Source organism: Pseudomonas sp. CIP-10 (assembly GCF_020911845.1).
Taxonomy (GTDB): Bacteria; Pseudomonadota; Gammaproteobacteria; order Pseudomonadales; family Pseudomonadaceae; genus Aquipseudomonas; species Aquipseudomonas alloputida.
In genome coordinates this window covers 1885691-1907279 of record NZ_CP087160.1, presented here as the reverse complement: position 1 = coordinate 1907279, position 21589 = coordinate 1885691, and the positions used below count along the sequence as shown (strand labels likewise).

Genomic DNA, 21589 nt, shown 5'->3' with positions numbered 1-21589 from the left:
CGGTAAATTTGCCGTGCGGCGGCTCGTTTACTGGCCATACACCTCTCCAGAGGACAGCGGCCATTCGCCGGCAAGGCCGGCCCCCATGCTGCTGTCCTTCGCCTCGACTGCCACAGGGACCGCCATGCACGAATCACTGGATGCCGACTCGCTCGCTGAAGACTTGCTGGACGACGCCTTGCTCGCCCTCCTCCAGGATGAGCTGCCTGAACCCGACCGGATAGCACCACGCGAGAGCACCGGGCCGGCCCCCCTCTCCTTCGCCCAGCAGCGCCTGTGGTACCTGCAGCAGTTCAACCCGCAGAGCGCGGCGTACAACCTGCCACGGGCACTGTCACTGAAGGGTGAACTGCATGGCCAGCAGCTGGCCATGGCCTTGCAGGCGGTGGTCGACCGCCATGACATCCTGCGCAGCAGGTTCGCCGAGGTCGAGGGCATACCGCAGCAGTTCGTCGAAGCCGACGCACGCCTCGAAATGCCCTGCGAAGACCTGACCGCCATGCCCGCCACGCAACGCCCTCATGCATTGCAGCGGCTCATCGAAGCGGATGCGCTGGCACCGTTCGACCTCGGCAAGGCGCCCCTGATCCGGGCCCGGCTGGTGAAAGTACAAGGTGACGAGCATGTGTTGCTGCTGAACATGCACCACATCGTTTCAGACGCCTGGTCCAATCCGATCCTGCTGCAGGACCTGCTGGGCGCCTATTCGCAGGCAGCCGCCCAGGGAGCCTGCAAGCTGCAACGGCCCGCCATCCAGTATGCCGATTACGCCATCTGGCAACGCCAGGCTTACCTGCAAAGCGATGCGTGCCAAGCGTCTGCCCGCTACTGGCATACCCGACTGGGTGACGAACTGCAGCCGTTGATGTTGCCGGGTGACCTCGACCCGCGCTGCGCTGGCGCACCGCCTGAGGGCACCAGTGCCCGCTACCATGGCCTGCAACTGGACGCCGAGGTGTTCCAAGCCCTGCTGCAGCTCAGCCGGCAGCAGGGCGTGCAACCCTTCGTCATCGCCCTGGCCGCCTGGCAGGTGCTGCTGGGCCGCTACAGTGGCCAGCGGCAATTCACCCTCGGCGTGCCCAGCGCCGGGCGCAACCGCAGCGAAACCCAGCAGCTGGTAGGTTTTTTCGTCAGCACCCAGATCTACCGCGCCGAACTCGACCCGCAGCAATCCGTGCAGACCCTGCTGCAAAACCTGCGGGAGCAGTCTATTGCGGCCCTGAGCCACAGCGACTACCCGATGGAGCTGTACCTGGAGACGCTGCAGCACAACGGCCAGGTGCTACCCACCCAGTTGTTCCAGGCGCTGTTCAACTGGCGCGTGGCCGGGACTGCCAGCGGCCCGCTGGCCCTGGGCCCACTGCAGCTGGACTTCCTCGATACCGCCAGCGCCCAGGCCAAATGCCTGATCGGCATCGACCTTGAATACGCAGCCGACGGCCTTGGCTTCAGCCTGGAATACGACTGCAGCCAGTTCAGCCACGGCACCGTGCAACGCATGGCCCGGCACTGGCAGAACCTGCTGCTGGCCATGGCCCGGGGGCCCGAGCAACGGCTGGGCGAGCTCGACATGCTGGGCACCCCGGAACAGCAGGCCACCTTCGCCCAGTGGAACCCGGCCCCCGCCGAGCACCCGGCCGACCAGGCCCTGCACAGCCGGATCGAGGCCCAGGTGCAGCGCACCCCCGATGCCATCGCTGTCACCTGCGAGGGCCAGGCCCTGAGCTATGCCCAGCTCAACCAGCGCGCCAACGCCCTGGCCCTGCGCCTGGTCGACGACGGGGTCGGGCCCGACGTGCTGGTCGGCCTGGCTGCCGAGCGCTCGCTGGACATGGTCGTTGGCATCTTCGCCATCCTCAAGGCTGGCGGTGCCTACGTGCCGCTGGACCCGGCCTACCCGGCCGACCGTTTGGCCTACATGATCGAAGACAGCGGCCTGCAGCGCGTGCTGGCCCAGCCCCAGGTGCTGGCCAGCCTGCCAGTGCCGGCAGGCGTGCGCGTGCTCAGCCTTGAAAGCAATGATGACAGCAGCCAGGCCGACCCGCTGGCCTGCTCGCCGGTCACGGTCAGCCCGGACAACCTCGCCTACGTGATCTACACCTCCGGTTCCACCGGCAAGCCCAAGGGCGTGCTGCTGCCGCAGCGCAACGTGCTGCGCCTGTTCACGGCCACCGACGCCGACTTCCGCTTCGGCAGCGACGACGTGTGGAGCCTGTTCCACTCCTATGCCTTCGACTTCTCGGTGTGGGAAATCTTCGGCGCCCTGCTGTACGGCGGGCGCCTGGTGATCGTGCCGCAGCACACCAGCCGCTCACCCGAGGCCTTCTACCAGCTGCTGGCCGATGAACAGGTCACGGTGCTGAACCAGACCCCGTCGGCATTCAAGCAACTGATGGCGGTGGCCACCACGGCTGAGCCGCAGCGGCCACTGGCACTGCGCAGCGTGGTGTTCGGGGGCGAGGCGCTGGACGTCAACAGCCTGGCACCGTGGTTCGAACGCTTCGGCGACCGCCAGCCGCAGCTGGTGAACATGTACGGCATCACCGAAACCACCGTGCATGTCAGCTACCGGCCGCTGTCGCTGGCCGACCTGGGCAAGGCGGCCAGCAGCCCGATGGGCGTGCCGATCCCCGACCTGTCCTGGTATGTGCTCGACGGCGACCTGAACCCGGTAGCCAAAGGCTGCATCGGCGAGCTGTACGTCGGCCGCGCCGGCCTGGCGCGCGGCTACCTCAAGCGCAGCGACCTGAGCGCCACGCGCTTCGTGCCGGACCCGTTCGGTGCCCCTGGCGGGCGCCTGTACCGCACCGGTGACCTGGCGCGCTACCACGCCGACGGGGTGATCGAATACGCCGGGCGGATCGACCACCAGGTGAAGATCCGCGGCTTCCGCATCGAGCTGGGTGAGATCGAAGCCCGCCTGCAGGCGCAGCCACAGGTGCGCGAGGCCCTGGTGCTGGCCCAGGAAGGCGCGACCGGCCAGCAGCTGGTGGCCTACCTGATCCCCGCTGCCGAGGTAGCGCTGGAGCAACAGGCCGGGCTGCGCGCGCAGCTGCGCGAACAGTTGAAGGAAGCGCTGCCGGACTACATGGTCCCGGCGCACCTGCTGCTGCTCGACCGGTGGCCGCTGACAGCCAACGGCAAGCTCGACCGCAAGGCCTTGCCCAAGGCCGATGCCAGCCTGCTGCAGCAAGCCTACAACGCTCCCCAGGGCGCGCTGGAACAGGCCTTGGCCACGTTGTGGCAAACCGCGCTCAACGTCGAACGTATCAGCCGCGACGATCACTTCTTCGAACTGGGTGGCCACTCGTTGCTGGCCATCCAGCTGCTGGCCAGCATCAAGCAGGCACTGGGCCTGGCAGTGCGTATCCAGGACCTGCTCGCCTACCCCCGCATCGACCTGCTGGCTGCACATCTGGGCCGTGAGCATGCCTGTGCGAACCCGTGCATCGTGCCCCTCAACCGCCCGGCCACACCGCTGCCTGCATTGTTCTGTATCCACCCCAGCGGCGGCATGGTCTTCAGCTATCAGCCGCTGGCCAGGTGCCTGGAACCGCAGGCTTGCGTCTACGGCGTGCAGCACCGGGGCGGCAGCCCGGCGCCGGCCGAACGGCAAGGCTGGCAAGCGATGATCGCCGACTACACCGCACAGATCCGCCAGGCACAACCGTCCGGGCCATACCGCCTGATGGGCTGGTCCCTGGGCGGCAGCATTGCCTGGGACATCGCCCGGCAGCTGGAACAGGCCGGCTGCGAGGTCGCATTCCTGGGGCTGGTCGACAGCACCCTGCCCGAGGCGCAGTTAAGCCGCGCCGCGTTCCCCCCTCACACCCCTCGCCCAGCCCGCCACAGCGATACGCCGGGCCAGCGCGAGCTGCAAGACACCGTCGAGCTGTTCGGGCTGTTGTTCCCGCAGGCCAAACAGGCCGCCGCCGAGCAGCTGCACGCCAACCCTACTCAGGACGTCAAGGCGTTCTACCAGTGGGCCACGGCGCACCTGGCTGACGCTGGCAGCGATGTCCAGGGCGTGCTGGCCAGTGCCAAGGCCCAGATCATGAATGCCCAGGCGTTCGACATCCACGATCAGCTGGAAGCGAGCTTCGCCGATTTCACCCTCACTCCGCTCAGGGTCAAGCCCAGTTGCTGGTGGTCGCAGGTGCACAAGAGCGCAGCACACATTCACGCCGCCGAGCAGGTCATCCGCCAGTTCTGCGCAGGGGGTGAGCTGGACGTTTCGCTGCACTCACCCTACCCACACGAAACCATGATGCTGGAGCAGCCCCTGATCGACTCGTTCATCGAGGCGTTCGGCCGTAGCTGCCCGGCACCCTGAATACCCCGTCACACCTGCCAAAAAGGAAACGTTCGCCATGAAGTGCGCCCCCTACACCGTCACCGGCCTGGCCCTTGCCCTGGCCATGGCGGCCTGCCCGCTACTCGCCCAGGCTGTCAGCAAGACCCCGGGCGAGGTCTTCCAGGATTGCAAGGCCGGCTGCCCGGAAATGGTCGTGCTGCCTGCGGGCAGTTTCGTCATGGGCACGCCGGATGACGAACCGGGCAAGCAGCCCGACGAAGGCCCGCAACATACCGTGACCTTCGCCAAACCCTTCGCCATCAGCCGTTTCCAGGTCACCGCTGGCGAGCTGGATGCCTATATCAAGGAAACCGGCGTGGTCATCAAGGACGGTGACAAACGCCCAGGGCGCCTGTGCCAGGCCAGCAAGCCTCGCTACCAGCAAGGGCCGCGCCAGCCGGCAGTGTGCGTCGATTACTACGATGTGCAGGCCTATGCGCAGTGGCTGAGCAAGAAAACTGGCCACACTTACCGCATGCTCAGCGAGGCCGAACGCGAGTACGCGGCACGGGCCGGCTCCACCGGGCCGTTCCCGTTCCCGTTCGATGAAGAAGGCGACTACCAGATCAGCAAGCACGCCAATACCTACGGCCCCAAGGACGGCTACAGCTACACCTCACCGGTAGGCAGCTACCCGCCCAATGCCTTTGGCGTCTATGACATGCACGGTAACGTGTATGAATGGGTCGCCGACTGCTACCACAAGGACTACGTCGGCGCGCCCAGCGATGGCAGCGCCTGGATGGAGGCCGACGGCGGGCTTTGCCAGGCGGCGCACATGCGCGGGAATGACTGGGGTGAAGCGCCGATCTTCTCGCGTTCGGGCAATCGCAATGATCGCGAACGCACGGTACGTGGCGACTTCCTGGGCTTTCGTGTAGCGCGGGAGCTGTGACCTGGCGCAGGCCATCTGGGCGGGGTACCCGCCAAGATGGCCTGCGTGGCCCCAGGTTCAGAACTGTGGGGTGTATTTGACCGAGAACATGAAGTTGCGAGGGTCGCCGTAGTAGTTGTTGGCACTGACCGCAGCATACGACGGGATGTAGTACACCTTGTCGAAGATGTTGTTGAAGTTGACCGCCAGGCTGACTTCATCGCTGACCTTGTAACCAAGGCGCGCATTCCAGATGGTGAAGCCGGGCGAATCGAATTTGCGGTCGTAGGCAACGGTGCTGCTCTGGCTGTTGAAACCGCCGCCGACACTGAAGCGGCTGAAGTCACCAGGCAGGGTGTAGTCCGTCCACACCTTCACCGAGTGTTTCGGCGTCCAGGTGGAGAAAATCTTGTCTTCGTACGTGTTGTCCTTGAGGTACTTGGTGGTGTTGTAGACGTAACTGGCCGACGCTTGCAGGCCTGGCAGCACCTCACCGTTGATCTCGGCTTCAAGGCCTTGGCTACGCACTTTGCCAGACGCTGCCGCGCAGTTGGAGCCGCCACACAACGATTCGGTGTTCAGAATCGGCACCGCGCGGTTTTCATGGTCATAGCGGAACAGCGCGACGCTGGTATTGACCTGGCCGTCGTTGAGCTCGCCCTTCAAGCCCAGCTCGTAGTTGCTACCTGTGATCGGCTCGATCGTGGAACCACCCACGCCAATGGCACTCTGCGGGATGAAGACGTCGGCATAGCTGGCGTAGGCCGACCATTGCGGCGTCAATTCGTAAACCAGGCCCGCGTAGGGGGTGACAACACCGTTGTTGGCCTTGGAGGCCGGGCTGTCGTATTGATGGACGCCGGCCTGATAGACCTGGGAATCGTAATCATAGGAGTACCAGCTGGTACGCCCGCCCAGGATCAAGGTCAGCGGGTCGGTCAGCTTGACGCGCCAGGTACCGTAGATACCTTTCTGCACGATCTTGTACTGGCTGTCGGTACGCGTGCCACGGGCCGCCAGGCTGTCGTAGTTCTCGAAGGGCAAGTGGTTGTCGAGATCGAAAATGTTCGCCCCGGCGCTGCGCACCACCGCCATGGTGTTGTCGCTGGTGAAGCGTGAGTAGTTACCGCCGAACACCACTTCCTGGTCGAAGCCAAAACCGTTGAAGTCGCCATCGACGAACATGTCCAGGCCACGGCTGTGGGAGTTGAAATCAGTGGCATAGCGCCAGTCGAACAACCCAGACCCATCGTTGGCCAGGCCGGTCGGCGCTACCACGTAGGCGTAGGTCATTTCGTTGCGCTCGTTGATCGCCACCGCCGCGGTCTTGAACTTCCAGTGGTCGTTGAAGCGGTGCTCGAGGTCGACATACAACGCCAGCTGCTCGGTCATGCCGCGGTTCCAGTCGGAGCCGGTGAAGGTCGAGCGCGACAAGCCTACGTCCCGGCCGTCACTGAAGCGCGGCAAACCGGCGACCATAGGCGTGAAACGCGTCTTGCGATCGCTGATGCCGACACCGAGGGTGGTGTCTTCAGACAGGTCGAAGTCCAGCGCACCGTAGACCTTCTGCTCCCAGCCGCCCACATAATCGATGAACGAGTTGCGCGTATCGTAGTCGACCACGGCACGCCCACGGATGTTGCCCGCCTCGTTCAGCGGGCCGCCAACGTCAACCTGGGTGGCATAGTGGTCCCAGGAACCGGCCTGGGCGGTCAGGGTGACTGTCGGCTTGGCCTGGCCGCGCTTGCGCACGAAGTTGATCGCGCCACCGGGGCTGTTGGCCCCTTGCAGCAGCGCCGCGCCGCCACGCAGCAGTTCGACACGGTCATAGAATGCCGTCGGTTCCGTCAGGTAGCTGCCCAGCGCGTAGATGCCACGGGTCATGGGCACGCCATCGTACTGCAGCGAGTCGATTTCGAAACCGCGCGAGGTGATGAAGCCGCCGGTACCCGGGCTTTTGGCGAAGGTCATGCCCGGGGCGTTGGCCAACAGTTCCGTCAGGTCGGTGATGTTCTGGTCATCCATGCGCTTGCGGGTCATCACCGACACGCTCTGCGGAATGTCCTTGAGCTTGTGTTCGCTCTTGCCGATGGTGACGCCACCGGTGGTATACGAGTTGCTGCCTTCGGTGGTCACGCCCAACGTGTTGCCCGTGATGCTGGTGGTGCCCAGCTCCAGCGCCGAGGACGCAGCGCGCTCACGCCGCACCAGGGTCAGGGTATCGCCCTCCAGGCTGTAGCTGACCGGCAAGCCGCGCAACAGCTTGGCCACTGCCGCGTCGACGGTGTAGCTGCCACGCACTTCATTGCCACGCAGGTCGGCCATTTCCGAGGCGTTGTAGATGAACTGCACATCGGCCTGCTCGCCAAGCGCACGCAGGGCGTTGGGCAGCGACTGGGCAGCGATGTCGAAGTTGACCCCCTGAGCCCAGACCTGGGCGGCCATGGGCAGCATCAATGCGGCGCCCAGCACCCCTTTGCCGAACAACGCCCGGGATGAGCGGGCGCTGATCGAGCGGGACATGCAAAGCGCCTTGACCAATGGTTTGAACTCGAAAAATCCTGCTGGCATGGTATTTCTCTATTTATATCGTGTAATGAAATCGTCCCGCGCCCGCCAACGGCCCCCAAACGGCCGAGCTGCCCATCCTCCCCCGGGCAGATCCCGCGACAGACGCCTGACACGCAAGTCAAAACGGCTTGCCACGTGTGGCTTTCAGCGCGCTCCTACATAAGACGCATCACCCTGGAAAATCCAGAATGAGAATTTTTTGCATTAGTATCTCGCCGGCATCCTTCCACGCAATCGGCACGGCAGTACGGGGGAGGCAATGCAAAAGACCCCAGGGGCGGGTTGCCCGCCCCTGGGCGTGGTGAGGCTCAGCGGCTCTTTTCCAGCAGCCGGGCTTTTTCTTCAGGGCTCATGCTGTCGAGCCGCAGACGGGCCTGGGCCAGCTTGAGCAACTGGCCAGGGTTGGCTTCGCGCTCGCGCAGCGCCTGGGCAAGGGTGGCAACCGTAGCGTGGTCGAAGATGACGCCTGGATTGATGTCGCACTGCAGCAACTTGCGAATACCTGCCGCCAGCTTGATGACCAGCAGCGAATGCCCGCCCAGTGCAAAAAAGTCCTGCTCGATGCCCACTTGCTCCAGCCCCAGCAGTTGCGCCATGCGCTGCGCAATCACGGTTTCCAGTGCATCACGCGGGGCCAGCAGACCCGCCGCAGGTTCATTGCCCACCTGCCGCAACGCTTGCCGGTCGAGCTTGCCGTTGCCCAGGCGCGGCAACCGCGGCAATGCCTGCAGGGTACGCGGCAGCATCACCGCCGGCAGTTGCCGGGCAAGGTACTCGCGGACCGCGTCCAGGGCAGCCACCGTGGCCTCGTCGCGCAAGCTGACATACGCGCTCAGCGCTTCTCCATCACACAACACCGCCGCCTCGACCACCTGCGGTGCACCCGACAGCTGTGCCTCGATCTCCGCCAGCTCGATGCGGAAGCCGCGTATCTTCACCTGATGGTCGCGCCGGCCTTGCAGCTCGATAGCACCGTCCGGGCGATAGCGGGCCAGGTCGCCGGTGCGGTAAAGCCGCTCGCCCGCCACGAACGGGCTCTCGACGAACGCCGGCGGGTCACTCTGCACGTCTTGCAGGTAGCCGCGACACACCTGCTGCCCACCGACATACAGTTCGCCCAGCACGCCGGTGACCGCCAACTGCAAGTGCTGATCCAGCACATAGATCTGGTTGTTGGGCAACACCTGCGACAACCCGAGGGTGCCGGTCGGTACCGCCCGAACCGGGTGCACCATGACCCCAACCGTGGTTTCGGTCGGGCCGTAATGGTTGAACAGCTTGCAGTCCGGACGTATCTGCAACAGGCGCTGCAGCAACGCCGCGCTCGGGGCTTCCCCGCCCAGGATGACGGTGGCCGGTACTGCCGGTGCCTTCGACTCCAGCAGCGCGCCAAGGTGCGACGGCACGATCTTCAGGCAGTCGATTGCCTGCTGCTCGAGGTACGCAGCAAACAGTTCAGCATCCTTCATCACCTCGTCGGCGGCCACGTGCAGTGTCGCACCCACATACAAGGCTGCGAACAGCGTCGTATGGCCAAGGTCGGCCGACACCGTCGAGCCGAATGCGAAGTGACGACAGCCCTCCAGCGCCAGCGTGTGGCACACGCCTGCGGTGTAGTTCAGCAGTTGCCGGTGCTCGACCACCACGCCTTTGGGGGTGCCTGTCGAGCCCGAGGTGAACAGGACATAGGCGGCATCGCTGGCGCTGGCGGCGTGCGGTTGCAGCCGTGCAGTGTCAACCGCCAGCGGGTACAGGCTGTCGAGGCTCAGCGCCTCTATGCCCTGCTCACGCAGGCTGGCCACCGCTGCCGGTTCGACCAGCACCTGCGTGGCGCCGGCCTGTGTCATCAGGCGCACCTGCCGGGCAACGGGCCAGTGCGGCTCCAGCGCAAGGTAGGCCGCGCCGACACGCCAACTGGCCAACATCGCCACGACCCAGTCCAGCGAACGCGGCAGCGCCAGTGCCAGCACCGCCCCGGGTTGCACGCCAGCCTGCTGCAGCGCCAGCGCCAGGCGCTGCACTGCCAACTCCAGTTGGGCGTAACTCAGGCCCGCGTCACCTGCGACCAGTGCCAGCGCGTCGGGGGTGTCGATTGCCCACTGGCTGATCTGTGCCGCCAGTGATGTCGCGGCCAGTGGTTGCGGCGCGGGGTTGATCGACAGCAGGCGCTGGCGCTCGGCTTCACCCAGCAGGTTCAACTGCCGCAGCGGGCGGTCCGGCGCCTGGACGATGCTGCGCAGCAATTCAATGTACTGCTCCAGCAGGCCTTGCATGCCGCGCGCACTGTAGCGCCCGGCCAGGTAATCCAGGCTCACGGTAATCGGTTGGTCAGCACCCGCTGCTGGGCAAATGCGCAGCTGCAGCTCGATGCCCGTCGGCAGGCGTGGCGCCAGTAGCTCGCCCTGCCAGCACAGACCGCCGGCAACCTGCGGCGCGAGCGCCGGCGTAGTGGAAAACGCCACGGTCGGCACGGCTGTGGGCACCCATTCCGGTACCCAGTACTCCTGCCACGCCACATGCTGCTCCAGCGCGGCGCCGAGCGCTGCAAGGTGCTCGCCGAAACGGGTTTCGTCAGCCCACTGCAGGCACAACGGCAATAACTTGCTGAACGACCCCGCACTGTTCGCGAAGTAGTCATAATCCTGTCGCGCATCGTGCTGCCAGGCGCCCAACAACCGGTTGCTGTCGCCAAGCCGGCCCAGCAAGGCCCACCAGGCCGCCTGCAGCAGCGTGTCCAGGCTGGCCTGACGGGCGTCGGCCAGGCGTTGCAACTGCCCCTGCAAGGCCAGCGGCAGATTCACCTGATGGTGTGCCTGATGCGTCGCTGGTTGGTCCTGGCGATAGGCTGGCCAAGGCGCGCTCATGCCCTGCTCCGTTGGCATCAGGTGCCCTTGCCAGTAGCCACGGGCTGCCGCTGCATCCTCATCCTGGGTCACTTCGGCACGCCACTCCAGATACTGCCCGAAGGCTTCAGGCAGGTCTTCATCCGGCACGGCTGGCGTGTCATACAACGCCGCCAGGTCACGGTACAGCATGGCCATGCCAGCCGCGTCGCAGGCAAAGCCCGCCACCCCAAGCCATAGATGCCATTGCCCGGCATCGGCGGCCGGTACCAGCAAGGCCTGGGCGGCTGGCAGCTGGTCGATTTCGAAGCGCTGCTGCAACCAAGGCTCGAGCAGTGCCGGCGCACCTGCCTCGGCCTGCACTGCCAGCGTCAGGGCTGGCCGCCGGGCGCCGATGAACTGGCGCATGCCGCGGTATCCCGGGGCAGTGCCCAGGCGCCCGGCCAATATCGGGTGGCGCTCGACCAAGCGTTCAAGCGCCTGGCTCAGGCGCGCCGGGTCCGGCCGGCCCTGAACGCTGATCTTCAGCAGCGTCGCGGCCTGTGACCAGTCCGGGCAAGCGGGCAAGGCATCGAGCCAGTGTTGCTGGTCGACGGTCAGGGCAAAACCGATGTCCTCGGCCTGGTCTACGTAACTGTTCATTCCTGGGCCTCCTCGGTCGCCATCACCTGCATGGCCGCAGCCGCCTCCAGCGCGGCCCGGTCGAACATGTCGCCCATCGCCACGACGATCTTGCGCGGCCCCTCGTACGGGTCACGGGCATGCGCCGCCAGCATGTTGTCGACCAGGATCACGTCGCCTTTCTGCCATTGGAACCGCACGGCACAGGCTTCATACAGCTCGCCGATCAGTTGCATGTCCTGATCGGGGATCGGCGAACCATCGCCGAAGTACACATGCCGTGGCATGCGCTCCAGGCCGAACATGGCCAGCAGGTCTTCACGCGCATCCGGCTCCAGCCAATAGATGTGGTGCAGCTGCACCTGATTGAAGAACGAGCGTGCGCCGGTGATCGGGTGCGTGATGATTGCCGGGCAGCGGGTGCGGGTCTGCAACTCGTCGTTGTCCAGCCAGCGCCATTCGATGCCAGCGGCACGGCAACGGGCCTCGACCTCGGCGCGGTCATCGGTGCGGAAGAAATGCTGCCATGGCACGTCGAGCTTGTCGGCGAACGTGCGCACATACAGCAGCCCTTTGTCCTCGAGGGTTTGCCGCAGTGCCTGCGGCAGCTTTTCGTACATCAGGCGGCAGTCGACCACCGGCGTGGCACCGCCGACCGGCGAAGGCTGCTCGCAATAGAACATCTGCTTGCGCGGCCAGCTGTCCTGGTGCGCACTCTCGTTATGGAACAAGATCATTTTGGTTTCCGGGTACGGCGTGGAGCGGTAGGTGTTCTTGCCCCCCTCCTTCTTCGGCAGGTCACCGTATTGACCGTAAAGCCCCGGCTGTACAGCTTCGGCGAATGCTTCAAACCCCTGGATACCCTCCAGGGCAAAGCCGCGGAACAGGATCCCCGCATGCTCGCCCAGCTTGCGCTCGACCAGCGGCCGGTTGTTGCGCACCCACTCGATCAGGTCGATCGATGCGTCGCCAGGCTCGACGAGCAACGGGAACAGCTGGCCTGGTACCAGCAGCGACTCGCGCACCGCCGCCCGTGGCGGTGCAACTGCAGTGGCGCCGGCAGAGCGCTTGAGGAATTTGCCCAGCTTGTCGGCCTTGCTGGCCGGGGCGCTTACCGGTGTGCTGCCAGCCAGGGCGCCACCCTGTAATGGAACGTTCATCGCTTGCCACCTCATATCCTGAACACTGACGATCTGTTCGAGCATCGCGATCCATGCGCTGACGAGTCGCTGGATATGCTCTTGCCTGAAAAGCGTTGTCGCAAACTGCCAGTTGCCACTGAGCTGCCCGGCCTCCTGTTCGATGAACAGGGCCATGTCGAACTTCGAATACAGCGCCGGGGCGGGCAGCGCCTGCACGGTAATGTCGGCCAGGGCTTCGCTGCGTACGGGCAGGTTGTTCATCACGAACAGCACCTGCACCAGCGGGTTCATGCCGCGCACCCGCGGGGCGCCATGGGCCTCGACGATCATGTCGAACGGCAGGTCCTGATGCTCCAGGGCCGCGAGCAAGGTGCGCTGGGTGCCCTGCACGAAGTCACCGAAGGCCAGCCCATCGCTCACCCTGGAACGCAGCGGCAATACATTGACGAAGAAGCCGATCAGGCCTTCCAGTTCGCTGTGCTGGCGGCCTGCGGTGTCGGCCCCGACCAGTACGTCGTGGGCACCGCTGGTCTGGTGCATCAACCACTGGAACGCCGCCAGCAGCGTGCTGTACAGGGTCACCCCGGCCTTGGCCGCGAACTGGCCAAGCGCATCGGTCAATGCTGGCGACAGGCTAAAGTCCACCGCACCGCCGGCATGGGAGGCCTGCTCGCTGCGCGGCTGTTCCAGTGGCAGCTCAAGGCGGCCGGTATGGCCCGCCAAGGCCTGTTGCCAGTAGCTTGCCTGGCGCTGCAGCTCACCCGCCTGCTCGAGGGCCTGCTGCCACAAGGCAAAGTCTGAATACTGCAGCGGTAACGGCGCCAGAAGGTGGGTCTGCCCTGGGGCGCTGTGACGGTAGATTTCAACCAGGTCGCGGACCAGCACGCCCATCGACCAGCCATCGGAGATGATGTGGTGCATGGCGAAGAACAGCACATGCTCCTGGTCTGCCAGGCGTGCCAGACGGCAGCGCAACAACGGTGCATGCTCCATTGCAATCGGGGTGCTGGCGTTGGCCAGGGTGGCTTCGGCAATGCACCGTTGCTGCTCCTGCGGGCTGAACCCGGACCAGTCGTCGAGGGTGATATCCACCTCGATCCGGTCGGCAATCAGCGCCAGCGGATCACCCTCGTCGTCCTGCACGTAGGCCGTACGCAACACTTCATGTCGCTGCGCCAGCGCGTTCAGGCTGTTGCGCAACACCTCGACCTGCAGCGGCCCTTGCAGGCGCAGGGCCAATGGCATGCCGTAAGCAGCGCTGCCCCCGGACAATTGTTCGGCAACCCACAAGCGCCGCTGCATCAACGACAACGGTGCGGTGGCTTTTTCTCCATGGGCCAATAGCTCGACACCATGCGCGGTCGCAGCCTTGCCAGCGCCGCCGAGCGCTGCCAGCAGGCGCTCCAGCACCGGGTGATCGAACAGGTCACGCAACGTCACTTGCACACCCGGCAGCTTGCGCATCCGCGATACCGCCTGGGTCGCCAGCAACGAGTGACCACCCAGCTCGAAGAAGTGGTCGCCAAGGCCCACCCGCTCAAGGCCGAGCACCTCCTGCCAGATACCCGCAACGTGCTGCTCGAGCGGGGTTTGCGGCGCCCGGTAGGCCTGCTGCAGGGCGCTGTTGTCGGGCTTGGGCAAAGCCTTGCGGTCGAGCTTGCCGTTGGCCGTCACCGGCCAGGCCTGCACCTGCAGGATGTGCGTCGGCACCATGTAGTCCGGCAGGCTGCCCTTGAGCTGCTCGCGAAGGCTGTCGCGCAGTTCGGCAGCGTCCACTGCCATGCCCTGCTCCTCGGCCAGTACGTAGGCCACCAGCTGCTGGCCATGCCCGCTGTCCTGGGCCAGCACCACCGCCTCGCGCACCTGCGGGTGCTCCAGCACCCGTGCCTCGATTTCACCCAGCTCGATACGCAGCCCGCGCACCTTCACCTGATGGTCGATGCGCCCGCAGTACTCGATCACCCCGCTGTCGCGGTAGCGCGCCAAATCCCCAGTGCGGTACAGCCGCTGGCCGTGGCTGCCGAACGGGTCGGGCACGAAACGCTCGGCCGTCAGCGACGGGCGACGATGGTAACCACGCGCCAGGCCCTGGCCACCGAGCATCAGCTCGCCCATGGCCACCTGCGGCAGGGCTTCGAACGCCGGGCCAAGGATGTGCATGTACAGGTTGGCGATCGGCTGGCCGATCGGCACGCTGTCACGCCCTTCGTCGACACAGGTCCAGTGGGTGACGTCGATCGCTGCCTCGGTCGGCCCGTACAGGTTGTGCAGGCGGGCACCGGGCAGGTGGCTGAACACCTGCTGCTGGGTGTCCACCGCCAGCGCCTCGCCGCTGCAGATCACCTGCCGCACGCTGTGGCAGCGCTGCAGGCCCGGCTCGCGGACGAACACCTGCAGCATCGACGGCACGAAATGCAAAGTGGTCACCTGGTGGCGCTCGATGGTGTCGATCAGCCGCTCCGGCTCGCGATGCTCGCCCGGCGCCGCCAGGGCCAGCCGTGCACCGGTCATCAGCGGCCAGAAGAACTCCCACACCGACACGTCAAAACTGAACGGGGTTTTCTGCAACACCGTGTCGGCGCCGTCCAGCGCATACGCCTGCTGCATCCACGCCAGCCGGTTATACAACGCCAGGTGGCGGTTGCCGGCGCCTTTCGGCCGCCCGGTCGAGCCGGAGGTGTAGATGACGTAGGCCAGGTTCTCGGGGTGCAGCCGGCACGCCGGCACCTGCCGCGAGTACCCGCCCAGTTCGCCGGGCTGGTCCAGCAACAGGACCTGCCCGGCAAACGCCGGCAGCTGCTCGCGCAAGTGCGCCTGGGTCAGCAGCAGTTCGATGCCGCTGTCTTCGAACATGTAGGCCAGCCGCTCGGCCGGGTAGTCCGGGTCCAGCGGTACATAGGCGGCGCCGGCTTTAAGGATCGCCAGCAGGCCAACGACCATTTCCAGCGAGCGCTCGGCGGCGATACCCACCAGGCTTTCCGGGCCGACACCCTGTTCGATCAGCTTGTGCGCCCACTGGCTGGATAGCTCGCTCAACGCCCGATAGCTCATGCGCTGGTCGCCGAACAGCAGTGCCGTGGCGTCTGGCTGGCGACGCGCCTGCGCCTCGAACAGTTGGTGCACGCGCCAGTCGCCGGGGTAGTCGGTGGCGGTGTAGTTAAGGTCGTGCAGCACCGCTTGCGTCTGCTGCGGGCTCAGCATCGGCAACTCGCCCAACGCCGTTTCGGCGCTGCTCTCAAGCATCTGCTGCAACACCTGCAACAGGTGCTCGCCAAGTTGCTCGGCCAACCGGGCACTGAACCGTGCCCGATCGGCTTTCAACTGCAGCGACAGGTGCGTACCCAGGTTAACCACCAGCGTCAGCGGGTAGTTGGTCTGTTCGTGGTTCGCCACCTCACCAAACACCAGGCTACTGGTGGTATCGGCCTGCAGCGCTTCGGACACCGGGTAGTTCTCGAACACCAGGATGCTGTCGAACAGCGCTTCGCCGCCCTGCCCGGCCCAGCGCTGGATATCGAACAATGGCGTGTGATCGTACTCACGCAGGGCGATGTTCAGCGCCTGCACGGCGTCCAGCCAGTCACCCAGCGCTTGCTCCGGGCGTGGGCTGGCAATGACCGGCAAGGTGTTGATGAACAGGCCGATCTGCTGCTCGATGCCCTTGAGTTCGGCCGGCCGCCCAGCCGTGGTCGCACCAAAGGCGACGCAGGCCTGGCCGGTATAGCGCTGCAGCACCAGCAGCCAGGCCGCTTGCACCACGGTATTGACGGTGACCCTGCGCTCACGGGCAAAGGCGTCCAGGCGGGCGGTCTGCCGGGCATCCAGTTGCTGTACCCGCTCGACCTGCCCCTGCCCTTCACTACCGGCTGCCCAGTCCGTGGCCCTGGCCAGCAAGGTGGGTGCATCCAGGTCTTGCAACTGGCGGGTCCAGAACGCCTGGCGGGCTGCGCCATCCTGGCGCTGCAGCCAGGCAATGTAGTCACGGAAGCGCCCCGGCCCTTGCTCCGGCACGCTGCCGTGGTAGCGCTGCAGCACCTCGCCCAGCAGCCGGGTATTGCTCCAGCCGTCCATCAGGATGTGGTGGCTGGTGTAGATCAGGTGATAACGCTGCGCGTCCAGGCGAATCAGGGTCAGGCGCAACAGCGGCGGCCGGACCAGGTCGAAGCCGGCCGCGCGGTCTGCAGCAGCGAACGCCTCCAGCGCATCGGCAAGGTCGTCACGGCCACGCCAGTCATGCACCGCGAACGGCAACTGCGCCTCACGCTGAATGATCTGCAACGGGCTGGCCAGCTCACCCCAGATGAAGCTGCCACGCAGCAGGTCATGGCAGTCGACCGCCGCTTGCCAGGCAGCACGGAAGCGCTCGGGATCCACGCCAGTCACATCGACCCGCAGCTGGTTGATGTAATCCCCGCCCTGCTGCAGCAGCGTATGGAACATCATGCCTTGCTGCATGGGTGAAAGCGGGAAGATGTCTTCGACCATCGCTGGCGGCAGCGGCAGGCTGTCGAGCTGGGCCTGGGTCAGGCCGGCCAGCGGAAAGTCCGACGGGGTCATGCCGGCGTGTTCGCGCTGGCAGCAGTGTTCGACCAGGGCGCGCAGCTCATGGCTGTATTCATCGGCCAGGCGCTGTACGGTGGCGACTTCGAACATGTCGCTGCTGAAGGTCCAGCCCAGGCTCAGCTCACCGGCGTAGACCTGGCCATTGAGCGTCAGCCAGTTACCCAATGGCGCGTCCAGGCTTTGCTCATCGCCTTTGGGGTCTGCGCAGGGCACCAGCAGTGCCTGCTCATCGGTCGCCAGGTGGCCATCCAGCTGGCCCAGATAGTTGAAGGTGATGCGCGGCACCGGCAAGGCACGCAGGCACTCACGGCTGGCAGCGTCCGCCAAGTAGCGCAGCACACCATAACCAATGCCCTTTTCGGGCACGGCGCGCAGCTGTTCCTTGACCTGCTTGATCGACCCATCCAGCGTTGCCGCCGGGCTCAGCCGCAGCGGGAACAGGCTGGTGAACCAGCCGACCGTGCGGCCCAGGTCGAGGTTGTCGAACAGCGCTTCGCGCCCGTGCCCTTCCAGCTCGATCAGGGTCGAGGGTTCGCCGCTCCAGCGGCAGATTACCCGCGCAAGCGCAGTCAGCAGCAGGTCGTTGACCTGGGTGCGGTAAGCGGCCGGGGCCTGCTGCAACAGCTGCCGGGTCAGCGCCCCGTCCAGGTGGCTGTAGACCGTGTGGGCGTACCGGTTGCTCAGGGCGCCAGCGCTGTTGTCCTGCGGCAGGCTGCCGCTGGCATGGCTCAACTGCGCCTGCCAATAGCCCAGTTCGGCCTGCAACGTGTCGCTGCCGGCGTAGGCCTGCAGCTGTTCGGCCCAGGCCCTGAAGGCACTGGTCTTAGCGGGCAACTGTGGCGCCTGCCCGGCCGCACATTGTTGGTAGGCCCGGTGCAAGTCCTCCAGCAGAATACGCCAGGACACCCCATCGACGACCAGATGGTGGATCGCCAGCAACAGGCGCTGACTGCCGTCCGCCAAGGTTGCCAGCACCGCGCGCAGCATCGGCCCATCGGCCAGGTTGAGGCTGCACTGGGCCTCGGTGCCCAATGCCTGCAGCTCACCGGCATCGGCCAGTGTCGCGCACCATAGCAAAGGTGGCTGTACCTGCCCGGCAGGCCGGTAGCTGGCCTGCCACTGCCCATCAACCTCGACGAAGCTCAGGCGCAGGCTGTCGTGGTGCGTGACCAGGGCCTGCAGCGCCTGCTCCAGTGCCTGTGCATCAAGCGCCTGCAGCGGGCGGAACAGCACCGACTGGTTCCACTGCTGGCGTTCGGCAATGGCTGTGTCGAAGAAGGCATGCTGCACCGCCAGCATCGGGGTTGGCCCGTGCAATGGGCGCTGGTCGGCCTGTGCCGCACACCCCACCTGGGCGACTGCGGCCAGGTCTTGTACCGTCTGGTGCTGGAACAGGTCCTTGGTGGTGAAGCGGATGCCCGCCTGGCGGGCGCGGCTGACCACCTGGATCGAGACGATCGAGTCGCCACCGAGGGTGAAGAAGTTGTCGCTGCGGCCGACCCGCTCCAGCTTGAGCAGGTCCTGCCAGATCGCCGCGATCTGCTGTTCCAGGGGACCTTGCGGCGCACTGTAGGCCTGCTGCAGGGCGCTGTTGTCGGGCTTGGGCAAAGCCTTGCGGTCGAGCTTGCCGTTGGCCGTCACCGGCCAGGCCTGCACCTGCAGGATGTGCGTCGGCACCATGTAGTCCGGCAGGCTGCCCTTGAGCTGTTCGCGAAGGCTGTCGCGCAGTTCGGCGGCGTCCACTGCCATGCCCTGCTCTTCGGCCAGTACGTAGGCCACCAGCTGCTGGCCATGCCCGCTGTCCTGGGCCAGCACCACCGCCTCACGCACCTGCGGGTGCTCCAGCACCCGTGCCTCGATTTCACCCAGTTCGATACGCAGCCCGCGCACCTTCACCTGATGGTCGATGCGCCCGCAGTACTCGATCACCCCGCTGTCGCGGTAGCGCGCCAGGTCGCCGGTGCGGTACAGCCGCTGGCCGTGGCTGCCGAACGGGTCGGGCACGAAACGCTCGGCCGTCAGCGACGGGCGACGATGGTAACCACGCGCCAGGCCCTGGCCACCGAGCATCAGCTCGCCCATGGCCACCTGGGGCAAGGCTTCGAACGCCGGGCCAAGGATGTGCGTGTACAGGTTGGCGATCGGCTGGCCGATCGGCACGCTGTCACGCCCTTCGTCGACACAGGTCCAGTGGGTGACGTCGATCGCTGCCTCGGTCGGCCCGTACAGGTTGTGCAGGCGGGCACCGGGCAGGTGGCTGAACACCTGCTGCTGGGTGTCCACCGCCAGCGCCTCGCCGCTGCAGATCACCTGCCGCACGCTGTGGCAGCGCTGCAGGCCCGGTTCACGGACGAACACCTGCAGCATCGACGGCACGAAATGCAAGGTGGTGACTTGGTGGCGCTCGATGGTGTCGATCAGCCGCTCCGGCTCGCGATGCTCGCCCGGCGCCGCGAGGGCCAGCCGTGCACCGGTCATCAGCGGCCAGAAGAACTCCCACACCGACACGTCAAAACTGAACGGGGTTTTCTGCAACACCGTGTCGGCGCCGTCCAGCGCATACGCCTGCTGCATCCACGCCAGCCGGTTATACAACGCCAGGTGGCGGTTGCCGGCGCCTTTCGGCCGCCCGGTCGAGCCGGAGGTGTAGATGACGTAGGCCAGGTTCTCGGGGTGCAGCCGGCACGCCGGCACCTGCCGCGAGTACCCGCCCAGTTCGCCGGGCTGGTCCAGCAACAGGACCTGCCCGGCAAACGCCGGCAGCTGCTCGCGCAAGTGCGCCTGGGTCAGCAGCAGTTCGATGCCGCTGTCTTCGAACATGTAGGCCAGCCGCTCGGCCGGGTAGTCCGGGTCCAGCGGTACATAGGCGGCGCCGGCTTTAAGGATCGCCAGCAGGCCAACGACCATTTCCAGCGAGCGCTCGGCGGCGATACCCACCAGGCTTTCCGGGCCGACACCCTGTTCGATCAGCTTGTGCGCCCACTGGCTGGATAGCTCGCTCAACGCCCGATAGCTCATGCGCTGGTCGCCGAACAGCAGTGCCGTGGCGTCTGGCTGGCGACGCGCCTGCGCCTCGAACAGTTGGTGCACGCGCCAGTCGCCGGGGTAGTCGGTGGCGGTGTCGTTAAGGTCGTGCAGCACCGCTTGCGTCTGCTGCGGGCTCAGCATCGGCAACTCGCCCACCGGCTGTTGCGGCTGGGCTACCACACTGTGCAACAGGTGCTGCCAATGCTGCGCCATGCGCTCGACGCTTGGCGCGTCGAACAGGTCGGTGGCGTAGGTCAGCGATGCCCACAGGCCATCCGCGGTCTCGACCGTGTCCAGGGTCAGGTCGAACTGGGCGTTCACTTCTTCCCACGCCAGCACTTCCACGCTCAAGCCTGGCAGCTGTGTGGCCCCTGGCAGCCGGCGCTCGGCGCTGCGATGGTTGAACATGACCTGGAACAACGGGCTGCGGTTCAGGCTCCGTTCGACCTGCAGGGCATCCACCAACTGCTCGAAGGGCAAGTCCTGGTGCGCCTGGGCCTCCAGCGCAGTGGCCTTGACCTGCTGCAACAGGCGGACGAACGGTTGGTGCGTATCGATGTCGGCCTTGTGCACCTGGGTATTGACGAAGAAGCCGATCAGGCCTTCGGTTTCCTTGCGCGTGCGGTTGGCGACCGGCACGCCGACGCGGATGTCCGACTGCCCGGTGTAGCGGTGCAACAGGCACTGGAAGGTCGCCAACAACAGCATGAACAGGGTCACCCCTTCGCGCCGTGCCAGTTGCCGCAGGCCATCGGCCAGTGCCGGGTTCAGTGGCAGGTCGATGCGGGCGCCACGGTAGCTGCTGTGCAACGGCCGCGGGCGATCAGCGGGCAGCGCCAGCACAGGCTGCTCACCGCCCAGCTGGGCGGTCCAGTAGGCTAGCTGGCGCTGCCGTTCGCCGCCATCCATCCATTGACGCTGCCAGGCGGCATAGTCGGCGTACTGGATCGGCAACGCCGGCAGGCTGGCAGGCTGGCCGCTGCTGTACGCGCGATACAGGTGCACCAGCTCCTGCACCATCAGCGCCAGCGACCAGCCATCCGAGACAATGTGGTGCTGGGTGATCAGCAACACATGATCGTCCGGCCCCAGGCACAGCAGGCTGGCCCTCAGCAGCGGGCCCTGGGCCAGGTCGAACGGCTGGCGGATTTCTTCGGTGATACAGGTGCGCAGCCGCGCCGCCCGGTCCTCGTCGGGCGCCAGGGCCAGGGTATGCCTGGCAATGCTCACCGGCGCGGGAGCATGGATCACTGGTGTGGTGCGCTCACCGTCAGTGGCGAAGGTGGTGCGCAGCGACTCGTGGCGCGCCACCAGCGCATCGAAGCTTTGCTGCAGGGCAGCCAGGTCCAGTGCGCCGCGCAGGTTCAGCGCACTGGGCAGGTGATAGGCGGCGCTGTCTGGCTCAAGGTGCCAAAGAAACAGCTGCCGCTCCTGGGCGAAGGACAGCGAAAGCGGCTCGGTCGGATCGCGTCGAAAAACAGGTGCCACGCTGTACAGATCGACACCTTGCTGCTTGAGCAGCACCGCCAGCGCCTTGCGTTGCTTTGCCGACAGTGTTGCTACCGATTCGATTAACTTTTGCACGCCCTTCCCC

General features: G+C 65.9%; 5 protein-coding genes. 2 read left to right on the top strand and 3 right to left on the bottom strand.

What is annotated here, in order from left to right; translation table 11 throughout:
• Positions 1 to 85 precede the first annotated feature (85 nt).
• Complete coding sequence (locus tag LMH93_RS08500) at positions 86 to 4333, top strand: amino acid adenylation domain-containing protein (protein WP_230065012.1); 4248 nt, start codon at positions 86 to 88, stop codon at positions 4331 to 4333.
• Positions 4334 to 4370: 37 nt separating this feature from the next.
• Complete coding sequence (gene pvdO, locus LMH93_RS08495; RefSeq protein WP_442800195.1) at positions 4371 to 5249, top strand: dihydropyoverdine dehydrogenase; 879 nt, start codon at positions 4371 to 4373, stop codon at positions 5247 to 5249.
• 57 nt (positions 5250 to 5306) lie between these two features.
• Here pvdO and LMH93_RS08490 read toward each other — a convergent pair whose 3' ends face one another.
• The 3 genes from LMH93_RS08490 to LMH93_RS08480 all read right to left on the bottom strand — a co-directional run bounded on the left by LMH93_RS08490 (position 5307) and on the right by LMH93_RS08480 (position 21579).
• The gene (locus tag LMH93_RS08490; protein ID WP_230065011.1) at positions 5307 to 7799 is read right to left on the bottom strand and encodes a TonB-dependent siderophore receptor; all 2493 of its coding nucleotides are present in this window, start codon (positions 7797 to 7799) and stop codon (positions 5307 to 5309) included.
• Positions 7800 to 8107: 308 nt separating this feature from the next.
• Positions 8108 to 11284, bottom strand: a complete 3177-nt coding sequence (locus LMH93_RS08485; protein ID WP_230065010.1) for a non-ribosomal peptide synthetase — start codon at positions 11282 to 11284, stop codon at positions 8108 to 8110.
• Positions 11281 to 21579: a non-ribosomal peptide synthetase gene (locus LMH93_RS08480; protein WP_230065009.1), complete on the bottom strand. Its 10299-nt coding sequence runs from the start codon at positions 21577 to 21579 to the stop codon at positions 11281 to 11283. Before LMH93_RS08480 ends, LMH93_RS08485 begins: the two co-directional genes overlap by 4 nt.
• Positions 21580 to 21589: the final 10 nt, after the last annotated feature.

Coding starts and splice junctions, on each gene's coding strand:
- LMH93_RS08500 (WP_230065012.1), top strand. CDS start 86: ATGCTGCTGTCCTTCGCCTCGACTGCCACAGGGACCGCCATGCACGAA.
- LMH93_RS08485 (WP_230065010.1), bottom strand. CDS start 11,284: ATGAACAGTTACGTAGACCAGGCCGAGGACATCGGTTTTGCCCTGACC.
- LMH93_RS08490 (WP_230065011.1), bottom strand. CDS start 7,799: ATGCCAGCAGGATTTTTCGAGTTCAAACCATTGGTCAAGGCGCTTTGC.
- pvdO (WP_442800195.1), top strand. CDS start 4,371: ATGAAGTGCGCCCCCTACACCGTCACCGGCCTGGCCCTTGCCCTGGCC.